General features: G+C 42.9%; 17 protein-coding genes. 10 read left to right on the top strand and 7 right to left on the bottom strand.

Annotated features, from left to right (window positions below; genetic code table 11):
* The 8 genes from MHH41_RS17235 (at window position 1) to MHH41_RS17200 (ending at window position 6,785) form a co-directional block, all read left to right on the top strand.
* Window positions 1–1,125, top strand: a complete 1,125-nt coding sequence (locus MHH41_RS17235) for an N-acetylneuraminate synthase family protein (RefSeq protein WP_212045674.1) — start codon at window positions 1–3, stop codon at window positions 1,123–1,125.
* Window positions 1,115–1,855: a cytidylyltransferase domain-containing protein gene (locus MHH41_RS17230; RefSeq protein ID WP_212045673.1), complete on the top strand. Its 741-nt coding sequence runs from the start codon at window positions 1,115–1,117 to the stop codon at window positions 1,853–1,855. Before MHH41_RS17235 ends, MHH41_RS17230 begins: the two co-directional genes overlap by 11 nt.
* Window positions 1,852–2,880: a PseG/SpsG family protein gene (locus tag MHH41_RS17225; protein WP_106032078.1), complete on the top strand. Its 1,029-nt coding sequence runs from the start codon at window positions 1,852–1,854 to the stop codon at window positions 2,878–2,880. Before MHH41_RS17230 ends, MHH41_RS17225 begins: the two co-directional genes overlap by 4 nt.
* 2 nt (window positions 2,881–2,882) lie before the next feature.
* Complete coding sequence (locus MHH41_RS17220; protein ID WP_050944489.1) at window positions 2,883–3,623, top strand: sugar phosphate nucleotidyltransferase; 741 nt, start codon at window positions 2,883–2,885, stop codon at window positions 3,621–3,623.
* On the top strand, window positions 3,620–4,585 hold the full coding sequence (rfbB, locus tag MHH41_RS17215) for a dTDP-glucose 4,6-dehydratase (RefSeq protein WP_251190664.1): 966 nt from the start codon (window positions 3,620–3,622) through the stop codon (window positions 4,583–4,585). The genes MHH41_RS17220 and rfbB overlap by 4 nt, the downstream gene beginning before the upstream one ends.
* Window positions 4,586–4,588: 3 nt before the next feature.
* Window positions 4,589–5,443, top strand: coding sequence for a dTDP-4-dehydrorhamnose reductase (gene rfbD, locus MHH41_RS17210; protein ID WP_321999902.1), 855 nt, complete (start codon window positions 4,589–4,591; stop codon window positions 5,441–5,443).
* A complete protein-coding gene (locus tag MHH41_RS17205; protein ID WP_310425360.1) occupies window positions 5,436–5,891 on the top strand; it encodes a dTDP-4-dehydrorhamnose 3,5-epimerase family protein in 456 nt (151 codons plus the stop codon). The genes rfbD and MHH41_RS17205 overlap by 8 nt, the downstream gene beginning before the upstream one ends.
* A gap of 102 nt (window positions 5,892–5,993) precedes the next feature.
* Window positions 5,994–6,785 carry an SDR family oxidoreductase gene (locus MHH41_RS17200; RefSeq protein WP_269199666.1) on the top strand — a complete coding sequence of 264 codons (792 nt, stop codon included), beginning with the start codon at window positions 5,994–5,996 and terminating at the stop codon, window positions 6,783–6,785.
* Window positions 6,786–6,799: 14 nt separating this feature from the next.
* Here MHH41_RS17200 and MHH41_RS17195 read toward each other — a convergent pair whose 3' ends face one another.
* From MHH41_RS17195 to MHH41_RS17170, 6 genes are all read right to left on the bottom strand, one after another.
* Window positions 6,800–7,993, bottom strand: a complete 1,194-nt coding sequence (locus MHH41_RS17195) for an aminotransferase class I/II-fold pyridoxal phosphate-dependent enzyme (RefSeq protein ID WP_340866592.1) — start codon at window positions 7,991–7,993, stop codon at window positions 6,800–6,802.
* An 18-nt stretch (window positions 7,994–8,011) separates the two neighbouring features.
* Window positions 8,012–9,433: an ATP-grasp domain-containing protein gene (locus MHH41_RS17190; protein ID WP_340866591.1), complete on the bottom strand. Its 1,422-nt coding sequence runs from the start codon at window positions 9,431–9,433 to the stop codon at window positions 8,012–8,014.
* A gap of 15 nt (window positions 9,434–9,448) precedes the next feature.
* Window positions 9,449–10,210: an SDR family NAD(P)-dependent oxidoreductase gene (locus MHH41_RS17185; RefSeq protein WP_106029500.1), complete on the bottom strand. Its 762-nt coding sequence runs from the start codon at window positions 10,208–10,210 to the stop codon at window positions 9,449–9,451.
* Window positions 10,207–10,914, bottom strand: a complete 708-nt coding sequence (locus MHH41_RS17180) for a cupin domain-containing protein (protein WP_226804358.1) — start codon at window positions 10,912–10,914, stop codon at window positions 10,207–10,209. Before MHH41_RS17180 ends, MHH41_RS17185 begins: the two co-directional genes overlap by 4 nt.
* 1 nt (window position 10,915) lies before the next feature.
* Window positions 10,916–11,518: a hypothetical protein gene (locus MHH41_RS17175; protein WP_003215386.1), complete on the bottom strand. Its 603-nt coding sequence runs from the start codon at window positions 11,516–11,518 to the stop codon at window positions 10,916–10,918.
* 149 nt (window positions 11,519–11,667) lie between these two features.
* On the bottom strand, window positions 11,668–12,900 hold the full coding sequence (locus tag MHH41_RS17170; RefSeq protein WP_050944482.1) for an MFS transporter: 1,233 nt from the start codon (window positions 12,898–12,900) through the stop codon (window positions 11,668–11,670).
* 145 nt (window positions 12,901–13,045) lie between these two features.
* Here MHH41_RS17170 and MHH41_RS17165 point away from each other — a divergent pair, with 145 nt between their 5' ends.
* Window positions 13,046–13,525: an Lrp/AsnC family transcriptional regulator gene (locus MHH41_RS17165; RefSeq protein WP_268459154.1), complete on the top strand. Its 480-nt coding sequence runs from the start codon at window positions 13,046–13,048 to the stop codon at window positions 13,523–13,525.
* 373 nt (window positions 13,526–13,898) lie between these two features.
* Entirely contained in the window at window positions 13,899–14,867 is a 969-nt protein-coding gene (locus MHH41_RS17160; RefSeq protein WP_340866590.1) for an alpha/beta hydrolase family protein, read from the top strand.
* A gap of 344 nt (window positions 14,868–15,211) precedes the next feature.
* Here MHH41_RS17160 and hemQ read toward each other — a convergent pair whose 3' ends face one another.
* Window positions 15,212–15,982 carry a hydrogen peroxide-dependent heme synthase gene (gene hemQ, locus MHH41_RS17155; RefSeq protein WP_003215092.1) on the bottom strand — a complete coding sequence of 257 codons (771 nt, stop codon included), beginning with the start codon at window positions 15,980–15,982 and terminating at the stop codon, window positions 15,212–15,214.
* Window positions 15,983–16,058: the final 76 nt, after the last annotated feature.

Genomic DNA, 16,058 nt, shown 5'->3' with positions numbered 1-16,058 from the left:
ATGGCGCATTTCTACATTGGAGGTCGCAAAGTGGGGGATGGTGCGCCTGTCTTTATCATTGCAGAGGCAGGCATTAACCATGATGGAAAGCTGGATCAGGCGCTTGCTTTAATTGATGTGGCAAAAGAAGCAGGTGCCGATGCAGTGAAGTTTCAAATGTTCCAAGCTGATCGGATGTATCAAAAGGAACCAGGTTTATACGAAACAGCCAAGGGAGAAGAGGTGTCCATTTTTTCCTTAGTCGAACAAATGGAGCTGCCGCCAGAATGGCTGCCGGTGTTATTAACCCGCTGTAAGGAAAAAGGGCTAATATTTTTAAGCACAGTGTGTGACGAAGAATCTGCGGATTTATTAAATCAAACCGATCCACCAGCTTTCAAACTGGCATCCTATGAAATCAATCATTTGCCTCTTTTGCGTCACACAGCTTCTTTTCAAAAGCCCATCATTTTCTCAACTGCCGGAGCCACTATTGCAGATGTTCATGAAGCATATGAGGCGGTTACAAGCGTGCAAAACGATCAGGTCGCCATCATGCATTGCGTCGCAAAGTATCCAGCACCTAGAGCTTATACGAATCTTCGTGTGCTCCAAACCTTAGCCGCCGCTTTTCCTGAGGCAGTCATCGGCTTTTCCGATCATAGTGAGCATCCTACTGAAGCCCCTGTTGCTGCTGTGAAGCTTGGGGCAGCCATGATTGAAAAGCATTTTACGATAGATAAGACGCTGCCTGGCGCCGATCATTCCTTTGCACTCGATCCCGAAGAATTAAAGGAAATGGTTCAGCATATTCGAGCAGCAGAAAAGGACCGAAATCAATCAGAAACAGACGCTCATTCTGTGTCAGAGGAGCTCCTTGGCAGTTCTTTTAAAACGACAACAGCCATTGAAGGGCAGATTCGTGAATTTGCGTATCGAGGGATTTTTACGACAAAAGGGATTGCAAAGGGCGAGACATTGACCGAAGAAAATCTAGCCGTATTACGTCCAGGACAAAAAAGCCAAGGTCTGCATCCGCGGTACATGGAGATTTTACTTAGCGTCAAGGCTGTCAGAGACATTCCAGCCCATACAGGGGTTTCGTGGAAAGATGTGCTCATGCAGGAGTCTACAAATGATCAATGATGTGCTCTTTGTCATACAGGCTAGAATGGGCTCAACAAGACTGCCAAAAAAGGTGATGAAGCCGATCGGAGGTATGGCATTGATCGATTTCATCGTTGAACGGGTAAAGCAATCAGATCATTACAATCACAAAACGCAGAACCTCATGATCGCCACAACAGTCGAAGCAGAAGATGATCTATTGGCTCATTATTGTTTATCAAAGGGCTATAAGGTATTTCGTGGCAGTGAGATGGATGTATTGCAGCGATTCGCAAAGATAGCTCAACATTTTGAACCACAAACCATTGTACGTTTAACGGGAGATAATCCATTTATAGATCCGGCGCTTTTGTCGAAAATGCTTGAAGAACATAGACGGAAGAAGGCTGATTATACGTATACGACTGGAACGCCACTCGGTATTTCCGGGGAAATGATCGACGCATCCATTTTACGTGAAATCGACAATTTTCCCCTTACGCAGCCGGAGCGTGAGCATGTCACGCTGTATATCCGAAAGCATCCTGATCGATTTCAACTGCAATTATTCACACCGCCCAAAGAACTCGCATATCCTGCTTATCGATTCACGATTGATACAGAAGAAGATTATGTATTTGCTACCCGTTTACTTGAGAAAGCCGGTGGATCTATTACTGTGCCTACGGCTGAGCTTATCGCCATTTGTGAACAAGACCCTAATATTGTTCGGTTGAATCAATTTGTGAGACAGAAGGATGCTGAATGAATAAAAAAATCATGATTGTTGTGTACGGTGGTTTTTTAAGAGGGATGGGGCATGTCGTTAGAATGAAACGGCTGGCAAAGGAACTGATTCAAGAAGGAAACGACTTATATTTTTATACAAATGAACAGATTTGTGTAGAAATGCTCTCGCATCCAGCATGGCACGTTCATTTGGTGCAGGAATCAAACGTATTCCTTCAAATGGAGCAGGACATAAAAGAGCTAAATCCTAATCTTCTGCTAATCGATGTCCTTGATTGTGACCTTCAGTTCCTTCGATCGATCAAAGCGTCCTCCAGAAATGCAAAACTGGTCTTATTTGAAGAAGAAAGAACAGAAGCTTGCCAGCTTGCTGATGCTGTCGTAAACGGCATTTATGGTGGACTGGATGAAAAGCACCTGCAAGTAAATGGAACGGACTACTTTTATGGAACACCTTATTTATTGTTAGATCACGAGATCAGCAAATTAAAAGACACATATGAGGTTCGCAAAGAATGTAAGAAGGTGGTGATCAGCCTTGGAGGCAGTGATCCAAGCGGATTATTAACAAAGGCTGTATCAGCACTTCTCGAAGCTTGCCATTTACACATTCTAGCGGTTACAGGAAAAGCCTCTCGCATCGAAGAAGAAATCGAGGCTGCACATATTCAATTCATTCGTCATACGGATCAATTACCTGCCCGTCTTGCAGAAGCCGATCTAGCGATTGTTGCTGGCGGGATGACGTTATATGAGGCCGTTTGTATCGGAGTGCCCAGCATTGTCCTTTCGCAAGTAGACCACCAAGCAGTAACAGCCACTCGTTTTGCACAAAAGGGAGCCTGTCACCATCTTGGATTAGGTCGCCTTGTGGATGAAAAGGATATATGGCGTGCTACTCGCAGACTATCCGGCAGCTACTTTCTCCGCAGGAGCATCCATCTCAATGGACGGTCACTCATTGATGGAAAAGGAACCGAACGAGTGAAATACATTCTTATACACCTCATGAATCATCACCAAAAAGAACATAAGGATGTGTAGATGTGAAGGGAGTTATTTTAGCAGGAGGAAAGGGATCACGACTGGCACCTTTAACAAAGATTTTCAATAAGCATTTATTGCCGGTTGGCCCATATCCGATGATTTATTGGTCATTGTTCAAATTGAAAGAAGCGGGAATATTGGATGTAATGGTCATATCACAAGCAGAACAAATCCCGCTGTTTCAAAAGCTACTTGAAGGCGATCAGGAACTAGGGATGAACATTGTGTATCAGGTTCAGCCTGAAGCTTCTGGAATTTCGGACGGCTTATCCTACGCAAAGCCCTTTGTAGAAGGGGAAAAGTTTGTGCTAATGCTTGGTGATAATGTATTTGAGGATTCGCTAACCCCTTTTGTTGAAGCCTTTCAGCAGCAAGAAAGCGGAGCGAAGGTTCTGTTGAAAGAAGTGGCAGATCCAAAGCGGTTTGGTATTGCAGAAATTGATGCCACCCACCACCGAATTTTATCAATTGAGGAAAAACCGGAGCATCCGCGTTCATCCTACTGCGTCACGGGTATCTATTTTTATGATCAAGAAGTCTTTCAATATATTGAGAAAATCTCGCCGTCAGATCGAGGCGAATTAGAGATTACAGATGTAAACAATCTCTATATCTCAAATAGCCAGCTGACCTATGATATGTTAAAAGGGTGGTGGATTGATGCAGGAACACATGAATCTCTCCACCAAGCATCGACGAAAATGTTTGAAACGATGAAGAAAAAAGAGGGATACGAATGACGAAATCTTATTTAATTACAGGCGGAGCGGGATTTATTGGACTGAATTTTGTGAAGCTGTTGCTTCAGGAAACAGATGTCCGGCTCACTGTTTTTGACAAGTTAACATATGCCAGTCATCCAGAGGAGATGGAGGAATTATTAAAGCTGTCTCATTTTCGTTTTATTCAAGGGGATATCACCCTTCAACATGAGCTAGATCAAGCGTTTGATGAAGTCTATGATGCCATCATTCATTTTGCAGCGGAATCCCATGTTGATCGCAGTATTGAATCGGCAGAGCCTTTTATTCAAACAAATGTCCTCGGTACCTATCGTATGCTTGAAGCGGTCTTAAAAGGAAAGGCGAAAAAACTTATTCATATTTCAACAGACGAAGTATATGGAGATTTAGAGCCAGATGATCCTGCTTTCACAGAACAAACACCACTTTCACCGAATAATCCTTATTCAGCAAGCAAGGCAAGCTCAGACCTGCTTGTAAAATCTTATATCCACACTCACCAATTACCTGCAATGATTACAAGATGTAGCAACAACTATGGACCGCATCAGCATGAAGAGAAATTAATACCGACGATTATTAGAAAAGCAATCAATGGAGAAAAGATCCCGATTTATGGGGACGGCCAGCAGATTCGCGATTGGCTGTATGTAGAGGATCATGCGAGAGCTGTAAAGCAGGTCCTTGAAAACGGAACAGCTGGGCAAGTGTACAATATTGGCGGCGGCAACGAGAAAACGAATCTCGATTTGACCAAAACCATTCTGACGCAGCTCGGGATCAGTCATGACCGTATTGCGTTTGTTGAAGACCGTAAAGGACATGACCGGCGGTATGCGATTGACGCCAGTAAGCTAAAACGGGAGCTTGGCTGGACGCAGGAGACATCATTTGAAGCAGGTATTGAAAAAACGATCAATTGGTATCATGCCAAATATGATCAGAGCGAAGAAGGGTGACGGATGAAAGTTTTAATCACCGGTGCAGGCGGGCAACTAGGGAAAGAATTGAGCAGACAGCTCAAGGAGAAAGACATCACCGTCATTGCCTTAACGAGGAGCATGCTCAATATCGCAGACCAGCAAGCAGTCAGACACGCGATGAGACACTTTCACCCTAATATTGTTGTCAGTGCAGCAGCATATACCTCTGTAGATCAGTGTGAAACAGAAACGGAAAAGGCGTATCTTGTTAATGGCATTGGCGCCTACTATACAGCGCTGGAGGCTAAGAACATAGGGGCTGATGTGCTACATGTCAGTACAGATTATGTGTTTGACGGGCAAGCAGACACGCCTTACCAAGTCGATGCACAGCCAGATCCTCACACCATTTATGGAAAAAGTAAAAAGCTTGGTGAGGAATTGCTTCATCTTGTATCAGACGAAGTGAAAATTATCCGTACATCGTGGCTATACGGACATGAGGGACATAATTTTGTGAATACCATCCTTCGGCTCGCAGAAACAAAGGATCATTTGCGCATCGTGAATGACCAAATAGGCTCACCTACTTATACAAAAGATGTCGCAGAGGCCATCATTCATTTATTTGATCAACAGGCAGGAATTTATCATGTCAGTAACCGAGAAAGCTGTTCCTGGTTTGACTTTGCGTCAGAAATTGTGACAAAAAGCGGCCTGTCTACGACCATTGAGCCAATTTCCACAGAAGAGTACGGCTTCCAAACACCTCGTCCAGCCTATTCTGTGTTAGACCTTCAAGCGATTGAAGCCACAGGCTGGAAGCCGAGACATTGGAAGGATGCGCTTCACGAATTTTTGCAGAAAGAAGGGAGATGGCATCAGCATGATTGATGGTGTACAAACGAAAAAACTCATGAAACATTGTGATGATCGCGGCTTTTTTGCAGAGCTCATTCGAGATGATGAGCCGATGCTGCAACGTTTTGGGCAGGCATCGTGGTCGAAAAGCTTTCCAGGTGTGATCAAAGCCTTTCATTATCATGAAAAGCAAGATGACGTTTGGTTTTTCCCAGCAGGTCATGCTCAGGTCGTTTTATACGATTTGCGTGAGGACTCTCCTACAAAGGGTCAAACCGATGTGTATTATATGGGGGAAGACAATACAATGCTCCTCCTCATCCCAAAGGGTGTCGCACATGGCTACCGGGTACTAGGCGAGACGCCGCTGCAAATTGTCTATTTCACGACAGAATCCTATGACCCGAAAAACCCAGATGAAAAGAGAATCGCTTGGAATGACGAGACAATCGGATTTGATTGGGAAACGACATTTAAATAAAGAACAAAGGCCTTTCGCAGGAGAAAGGTCTTTTTTTGTTGAAATACATTCTGTAAGTGTCATTTTATGTATTTTTCTAAGTTAAGCAGAAAAGGGATGTGGATGAGTTTGTCTAAAAGAATTGCATTTGTAACAGGGGCAAGTACAGGGATTGGGAAGGCAATCGCCATAAAGCTTGCCGCCCAGGACCATGTAAAGGTCATCATCAATTCTAGAAATCAATCCTTACTAGAAGATGCGCGGCAGCATATTGAGCGTATGGCAGAAACAAAGGAGCCGGTGTCTCTTTTCTGTGGTGATATGTCGCATGAAGGAGTGCGAGCTGAGGCCTTTGCGGCAATAGATCAAGAGTTTGGCAGACTGGATGTGTTGATTAATAACATTCCAGGAGGGAAGCCAGATACTTTTAATTCATGTGAAAGTGAGCAGATGCTGGCAGCATTTTCTCAGAAAGCCCTAGCGTACATTGATATGATGAAACGTGCGGCAGCGATGATGAAAAGACATGAATATGGCCGGATCATTCAAATTGTCGGGAACCTTTGGAAGGAACCTGGTGATCAAATGTTTACGAACAGTATGATGAATGCAGCGATTATCAATGCTAGTAAAAATGCAGCCACACAGCTTGCGCCTTCAGGGATCACAGTGAATTGTTTAAACCCAGGATTTATTGCTACAGATCGATATGAACAGTTTATCGAAAACATGATGCGTGAGCAGTCATTATCACGGGAAGAAGCTGTACAGGCTGTTGCGTCAGGGATCCCGATGCAAAGAGTAGGTTCAGCGAGTGAAATGGCTTCATTGGCGGCATTTATCGCATCAGAGGAAGCCTCCTATGTCACCGGACAGCAAATATCTGTCGATGGTGGTTCGATGAAAAGTATATAAATATGAAAAACCCGCTATATGCGGGTTTTTTGATGAAAACGAATCGGCAGTATATGCAGCCGATCGATAAAAAGGGCAAGCTGTTCAATTGGCGCCACCATTGAGATGCGAACATGATGTCTTCCATGTGTTCCAAACACACCCCCAGGCGTCACGACGACATCTGCATGCTCGAGTAAATAGTCGGCAAATGCATGAGAATCCTCGAAATCATCAGGAATCGGTGCCCACAAATAAAAGGCGCCGGCTGGACGTTCAATGGTCCAGCCAAGCTGCTTCTCCGCTTGACGGATGAAGAAAGCCATTCGTTCAATGTAGACTTCTTTCAATGATTGAATATGACAGTCATCACTTTGTAAAGCGACGGTGGCGGCATGTTGAAATCCACCATACATACTGACAAACACATGATCCTGGAAGGCGTTAATGGCATGAATGATGTCCTCATTGCCTACAGCAAAAGCGACTCTCCATCCTGCCATATTGAATGTTTTGGATAAAGAATATAATTCCACTCCTACGTTTTTCCCAAGAGAAGCCTTTAGAAAGCTCACTGGTTTTTGCTCATAATGAAAGGAACCATAAGCAAAATCATGAATCACATGCAGATCGTGAGCGGACGCAAATTCTGCAGCCTCTTCAAAAAAAGCTTCATTCGCCACAGCACCAGTTGGGTTATTCGGATAATTTAAGAAAAGCACCTTTGCCTTTTTTAACACGTCTGGATCAATTGAAGAGAAATTCGGCAAATAGCCATTTTTCTTTTCAAGCTGGATGCAATGTGGCTTTGCGTCCGCCATCAAGATACCTGAATGATATTCTGGGTATCCCGGATCGGGGACGAGGGCAATATTCCCTGGATCAAGCAGGCACTGACTCATCACATAAAGCCCTGTTTTTCCTCCATTGAAAAGGGCAATTTCCTTCTTCGGGTCAACCTCAATGCCGAATTCCTTTCTGTAGAAATCTGCAATGGCTTGCTTGAAAAAGTCAAAGCCTCTAAAAGGTGCATATTGCTGAAATTGCAAAGAGCCTGCTGCCTCTTGAAGGGCATTCACAATGTGCGCCGGAGTAGGAAGATCAGGATTTCCCTGACCAAGGTTCACAATGTTCGCTCCGTGTTGTGTTTTATGCGCAATTTTCTCAAATACGGTTCCAAATTTTTGTTCTGGCAGCCGTTCAATCATGTTAGATGGTAAGATCTTCACCACGACATCCTCTCTTTCTTATCCCTTCACTAATTCATCCATTAACTGAATGGCTGCCTGCTTTTGAATGTTACGGATGGAGGCGGCAACATCCTGAGAAGACGACCCTTTTAATTCAAGAGACACGATGCCATTAAATGCTTCAAATAAAGATAGATCTACAAAGGTTCCTTTAGGTGGGACAGATTCGCTGATGATGACAGTATCTCCAACTAAAGTGTCCTGCGGAATATGCACATGATCAATGGTGATGTGTGTGGCCTCAGGCGGAATGTGTCCGCTCTCTTTGAAATGCTGAGGGTATAAATGACAGTCTGCTACATAATGCGTATGTCCAGAAAGTAGTTCTTTTGGCAAATTAGCTTTTTTTCCATCGACTAATACATCAATCAGCAACTTAGCCATATCCACCCCAAAGACCTTTTTGATATTCGGAATCATATTCCAGCCAGCAAATCTAGCTGCTGATTCGATCAGTCCGGTTTCTCGATGTTTCATAAGCTTGATTTCTGTATGAGTGGCACAGTTTTCAAGACCTAATCCTTCATTTGCTTTCTTCGCTGCCTCAATGATGATTTGCTGGGATTCATTGTCTAGGATCGACGGAGTGATATGAGCCGTTTCTGTAAAGCCGATTTGAGGGGTCTTATCATGAATGACAAAAGGGATATATTCACCCTCAACAACTAATCCTTCTACACTGACATAATCAGAATAGCCGTCGTCTTGATACCAATCCTCGTAAGCGCCCTCTAAGTACGTTTCAGCGACAAACGGTGCTTCATACGTCACAGCGTTTGGAACGGGAATGGTTTGCAAATAGGATTGTACGTTTAAAAAGAGATCATCACTGCCGGATCGGTCATGAAAAAGGGTCACGCCAATGGAGCTTGCTAAATATGTAGGCTTTAAAATAAGCGGTGTACCAATATGTTCAATGGCTTGCTGAAAATCAGCTAAAGTCGTGACAGGATGAGTTTTTACTGCTTTGACCCCAGCTGCGTTGAATGCAGCCCTCATTTGGCTTTTATCACGCGCTAATTCAGCTGCCTTTACCCCAGCGCCGCGCAGCCCAAGTCGCTCAGCGGCTTTTGCCATTGGTGCAATGAATAATTCATTATTGGTGGTGATCGCATCCGCTTTGAAAAAGGAAGCGACGCGAACTAGGTCGTCCACCACCTCTTCCTCGGATTTTAGATAATCATCATGTGCCCAGTAAATCGAATCTGGGTGTTCAAAAGAAGGGTTTTTGTCAAAATAATCTCGATCTTTGATGACCGCAATAGAGTATTTTTCGATTAGCTCAGCGTGTCCCTTTGTAATAGCAAAAGGTCTCGGGATATAAGAAACGATATGATACGATGCAGCCACGCTTTCGTAAAACATATGGGGCGGGCATCCTCCTAGATCAGCAATGACAAGTACGGTTTTTTTACTCAATGAAAGCACTCCTTTTTATCTAGCGGTGTAACCGCCATCTGCTGTGACAACACTTCCAGTCATATAGCTGGATAGATCAGAGGCGAGAAACAGCATGACGCTCGCAATTTCTTCGGGTTTTCCGAGACGAAGTAATGGGTTCACCTTTGCTTTTTCCTTTTTAACAACCTCAAGGCTTTCTGAATGATTGTCTGAAAAGGATTTTTCATTTAATGGTGTATCAATAATGCCTGGGGCGATACAGTTCACTCTGATTTGATGGGCGGCATAGTCGACCGCCATCGATTTGGTGAGCTGGATGACACCGCCCTTTGTTGCGTTATAGGCAGGGATGTCAGGCCAGCCGACAAGACCCCCGACAGATCCGGTATTGATAATACTTCCGCTTTTCTTTTCAAGCATATGCGGCAAAGCATGCTTACTCATGAGAAATACACCCGTCAGGTTGACCTGTACAATGTGGTTCCAATCCTCTAGTGTCATCTCGTGAACGGGAGAGACAATTTCAATGCCTGCATTGTTAATCAGCACATCGATTGTCCTAAACTGGGTCAGCACAGACTGAACGGTTTTTTGACAGTCAGACTCATTTGTAATATCTGTTTTGAAAAACGCAACATGCTCGTGCGCCAATGATTCGACGAGCTGTTTGCCGCTTTTTTCATTGATGTCAGCCACTGCAACTTTTGCTCCGTGCTCAAGGAAAAGCTTGACTGCGGCAAGCCCAATTCCCGATGCACCTCCTGTAATCAGGACGACTTTTCCGTCGAGGTTCATTTCTTCACCTTAGACGCTTTTGGCTTCAACCGATTATAGCGGGGAGGGAAGAAGAGGTTAATAGACTTTGAGGCTTCCGGCTTTGGATTTATCGCCCCGTGGTCTTCCCTAGGGTCACAAAAGTAGGTAGTACCAAATTCCATTCTCTCTGTAAAGCCTTCAATCGTCATATCATAACCTCCGCTAATGCAAATGCCGATTTGTTCATTGCGGTGTTTATGAAAAGGCATTTCTCCGCCATTTCCAGGAATGTTGGCTATCATGAGCTCCATCCAATCCTCAACAAAAAAGGTCACTTCCATGCCAGGAAGTAAATCTCGTGTTTTGAAAATGTCTAAGAAATAAGTAGGAGGCGCCGTGTATTCCTCGCCATCTTTTAATCTCTTAATATCAATAGCAATCACTTCTTCATCTGTCAGGTTAGAAGCGCCGTGAGGGACAAAAGGTGGTGCGATATACGCTGATTCTAAAGGGGTAAGCAATTGGGTCGATGGACCGACTGTCATTTGAAGCTCGCCTTTTAATACGATGCCGATTTGTGCTTCGGGATGCTCGTGAGGTTTAATGATCGTGTGAGGAGGGATGTATGAGATGAGCACTTCCGTATCACCTCTGACCGTGGAATATTGTGTGACACCATTCTCCCATTCTATTTTTTTGGCTTGTGGAAAATATCGTTCTTGCGTTTTTTGTTCAGTTTGCATATTATATCTCTCCTTTTCCGAATATGGACCAGCTCATAGGAATACTTTTAAACGTTCGAACGAAGGTGAGGCCATATGTGGCTCTGGCTACCTCATTGGTTAAAGCGAAATCAAATTCGCCGTCTCTTACTTTTTGTGCGGCAGTACTTGTCGAATTGACTAGCTCAAATTCAGCATTTTGGTGAATGAAATATTGAATCAAATTGACAGGTGCAGGGTGAGAGACAATTTTTAAATGGTGGAGCATTTGTTCTTGAAATGGAAAATCTGGTCTGACAGCCAAGCCATACATGGGTGTGTCACATCTGAAAATTTGTAAGAGCTGCAGGTCAGGTCTCATGTAGAAGTGTTTGATTCCTTCGTATGCGTGTGGAACGAGAGTGTATTGGAGTGCGTGAGAGAGAGTATGTTCAATGCAAGTTTCGAATGTGTCATAAAGGGATAGTTTCGTATGAGTGCCGAGAGTAGTGGTGGAATGAGAGATGAAGTGTTTTGCTGCGTATTCACTGCTTGTCCCCTTAGGGCCTAGTGTATTGACTGTAAACATCTTAGGTGAAACGATGGGCTCTTCTTTGAAATGAAAAACATCATTCTTTAAGATCATGTTTACCATCCAATCTTTTTCAAATTTTTACTAGATTATAAAAAATAAAATTGGCAATTGTCAACAAAATTTATAAAAAATGTATTTTATGATGATATTAAAAATTGATCTAAAAAACTGCACATACCTAGATGTGCAGTGAATTGAACTTACGTTTCAAATGTGTTTTTATGTTTCTGCTGTAAGGTTCGTTCACGTTTATAGCTGACGAAGCTAATAAGAAAACCAACAAGCGTAACGAGAGCACATACAAGCCCTACCGTATGATAGCCGAAATGGACATAGACAGGTCCCATAAGAGCGGAACCAAGCATAACGGCAAGATTGGACGCAAGGCTGTAAAAAGCCATCACTTTGCCTCGGTGGGTTTGGGAGCAGTCACTTAGAACAGTGCTCAAAAGCGTGACAGATAAACTTTGCATGGCACCCCAAATAAATAGGGCAAAAATCAGCAATGTCCATGAGAAAGGAGCATAAGGAAGTAAGGCGAGAACGAGCGTAATGCCGCCCAACACAAAGAAAAGAGAACGAGTTTTGCCAAACCAGTCTGCTAATTTCCCTGTAAATACACTCATAGAAAAACCGACACCGTAAGCCATGATCAGAAGTCCTGCCGTCGATTGCCCTCCAGAAAACAAACTTTGCAGATACGCTCCTAAAAACGAGTACATGCCATAAAATCCAAGCATATTACAAAATGTCACGGTCAAATAGGCGGGGACACGATCAATTTTCAAAGCTCCCCATAAAGAGCCAGCTTTCTCCCTAGCTTGAGGTGTTCCTGTATTCGCTGTGGCGGTTTGTTTACGAGATTCAAGGATGACGAGCAGCAGGACAATGAGACTCATGATGGCGAAAATCCAAAAGGTCCATCGCCAGTTTAAACTCTGCCCGATGAAGGCGCCAATTGGTACACCAAGGACAAGAGAAAGAGACCAACTCGACACAATGAGCCCCATCACTTTGCCTCGATATTCATAAGGAACCCGGTCACCCACGAGCGCATAGGCTGTTGGCACAAATACACCGGTCGCCAGCCCAGAAATAGCACGGCCTGCAAAAAATACGGCCAGATTCGGGGCAGCCGCACACATTACGGTGCCAATCAAAAAGAAAGAAAGCCCGATAATCAGGCATAGCTCCCTTGAATACCGGTCCCCTAAAGGAACAAGCAGCGGGGCTCCAACCAGCACAGCTAACCCATAAATGCTGATGGAAAGGGCGAGAATATCAAGAGAGTGCTGAAAAGAGTTTGATAAATCAGGCAGCAGTGGTGAAATCACCAGTTCTTCCGATCCCGCCGCAAAGACGCCAAGTGTGAGCGCAATGGCAAGTGTGATGGGAAATGTTTTAGAAGCTTGGCTGTCTAAAGATTCTTTCATCAGGTGATCCCTCCAAACTTGCTTTTTCATTCAATTCCGTTAAAATAAATTCTACCATTATTTAGTTTTATTTTACATTTCGCATCATAAGTATTATCATAAAATACTTTTCAAATGGAACGATTTTTGGATAGGAGAGGTACGAATGAAAATCACCGATGTTGATGTGCATATTTTAAATGAATTGAAAGAAGATGCCCGCTTATCTATGAGGGAGTTGTCCAAGCGGGTCAATTTATCCGCACCTGCGGTAGCAGAAAGAGTGCGTAAATTAGAAGATGCAGGGATTATCGAAGGGTATTCGGTTCAGGTTAACTATAAAAAATTAGGGCTTATGATTGACTGCCTGCTGGAAGTCACAGTGCTAAACGGGGAGTATCAACGTTTTGTGGCTTTTATGAATCAGCATCCACGCGCTTTTTTTGCTTATCGAGTGGCAGGGCAGTCATGCTTTTTCATTAAGCTGTCAGTCGCTTCCCTTGAAGAAATTGAAGCCTTTATTCAGGCAGTGTCTGGGTTTACAAAAACAGTATCTCATATCGTCTTATCAGGGCACTCTTTTTCTCATCCCATTCAGGAACGTGTGAAACAAATAGAAGAGCCAGAAATGACCGTGATGAAATAAAAAAGGACCTGACTCAGGTCCTTTTTGTCTGTCTGACTGATAGCTGATGATCGTAATGATGAGTCCAATGAAAGTTACAGCTGCAGCAAATAACGGTACAAGCTGTAAATGTGTAAGCTGGATGGCAAGACCGCCAAGCGCAGCACCGCCGGCATTCCCGATAATGGCTGAGGGCATATATAGAAAATAAAATTCTGTATTCCAAGATATCTTAAACAGACTAAATATATTTATAAAAATGTGAATTGTTAATAAGGTATTATGGCTGATGTGAGTTTGTTGATTGTGGATTTATATTAATCTTTAAACTCATGTTTCTAAAAAAATAACCTTTTTTTATAGTAATAATTTGAGATTAGAGGAGTTAATTCTTTTGAAGCTTTTAAAAGTAATAGATTACGCAGCATTAATGGATATGCACAGAACAAGGAGCAAAGAAAGTCACTATAATAATTTGCCTATTGACGTTGGTAATAGGGATCATTTTTTTAGTGCTCAGCCAATTGATTTAGAATTTCAAATCAATAACCATACAGCAAACTTAAAAAGTGGGATATTTGCTTTTCATTCAAGCATCAGATCTGGTGTAGATAGGAATGACAAGGTTACTGGGGAAGTGTTTTTACGAAAAGAGTCTAAGCACAAGCCCAATATAATCTTCGTACATGGATGGCGCATGGATTCATACGACAGGATTAAGAAGATTTATCACGATAAAATCGTTAAAAATTATGATTGGAATATGTATTACTACACGCTGCCTTATCATTTCGATAGGGAACCACAAAATTCAACATATTCAGGTGAACACATGATTAGCGCCAATATAAGTCGAACAGTGCAATCCTCCCAGCAAGCTATTGTTGAACTTAGAGGGCTGATTAAATGGATTAAGGAAAATGAAGGTGGGGAAATAATCGTAGTTGGTATTAGTTTAGGAGGGTGGCTAACAAACTTATTAGCAACAGTCGAGAAAGACGTGAATATTGTTGTATCAGCTTTTTATGCGAATAATATTGCGCATTCCATCTGGAACACTCTTCCTGGGAAGTATATACGAAGAGATCTGGAGGAACATGGAACAACGTATGAAGAACTCGACAAAGCTTGGGACATTATGAACCCTAGTAAAGCAAAACTTCTCATAGACAAAGAAAATGTACTCTTAATATCAGGAAAATATGACATGTATATCGACATAAACGATGCTGATACTCTGTGGAATAGCTGGAATCAACCTAAAAGGCACGTATACAGTTGTGGGCATGCTGGAATTGTTCTATCTAGAAAGAGAATAGCAGCTGACACACTTCAATTTATTGAAAGTAGGCTAAAGAAATAAAATGATGTTCATCCTAACTGCATTGCTGAGGGCCGTATACGGAATTTTCTCAATGGCAAACACATCATGTAGTTCTTTCTTTATGGGTCTTACACTATGTCTTTATTTCAATAGGTTTGATGGTTTATGCAGTATATACAGAAAAGAGTATAACAAGCAAAAGACAAAAGGTTTATACATGTCTAGTTATTGTTCCAACACTTGATGACAAATTCAGTCATACCAATCGAAAACGCACCGAGCGTTAATGCAAAAATAGCGATGGGGAAGTTTTTCATGATGTGATCACCCTTCTAAAAAATACATAAAAAGGCTTCGGAAAGATCCGAAGCCTTAAGAGTTTATCATACATGAAAATAAGATGCCAGCTGCTCGTTTGCTAATCGGTTTCCGACAAAGAAGGAACCAAATTCGCCGTAGCGTGCACTGACTTCATCAAAGCGCATTTCATAAACCAATTTTTTGAATTGAAGCACATCGTCAGAGAAAAGAGTGACGCCCCACTCATAATCATCAAAACCGACGGAGCCTGTAATGATCTGCTTTACTTTTCCGGCATAACTGCGGCCAATTAAGCCGTGGCTTCTCATAAGAGATTTACGCTCATCCATAGAGAGCATGTACCAGTTGTCGTTGCCGGAACGTCTTTTATCCATTGGATAGAAGCACACGTATTGAGAAGAAGGGAGCTCTGGGTATAGACGTGCACGTACATGCGGGTTTTCGTAAGGATCTCCGCCATCTCCGCCTCCTGCTAAGTAGTTGCTAAGTTCAACAACTGAAACGTACGAATAAGCTGGGATCGTAAACTCTGCTAGTCGTGTTTTGTTGAATTCAAGTTCAATTTCACCCAGTTCTTCCATGGTTGGACGCAAAATCATGAGCATAATATCTGCTTTTTGGCCGACAATACTATAGATTGTTTGGCTTCCAGCCTTATCGTGCTCAGCTGTTTTCCATTTTTCTAATAGACCTGTGAACTCATGAAGAATCGCTTGGCGCTCATCACTTGTCAGCAGCTTCCAAGCTGTCCAGTCAAAGGTTCTAAAATCATGCAGTGCATACCAGCCGTCTAGTGTCTGAGCTGCTTCATTGGTTGTATGTTGTTCGCTCATTTATTTCACTCCTATTTACAGTTTTCCATCTGTTCCAACTATAACATAGTTTGTCCAAATGGAGATGTGATCAAAA

The organism is Bacillus sp. FSL K6-1145 (assembly GCF_038003425.1).
GTDB classification, from domain to species: Bacteria; Bacillota; Bacilli; order Bacillales; family Bacillaceae; genus Bacillus; species Bacillus pumilus.
Note: the sequence above shows the minus strand (reverse complement) of the source record. Positions and strands in the feature narration are given on the sequence as shown.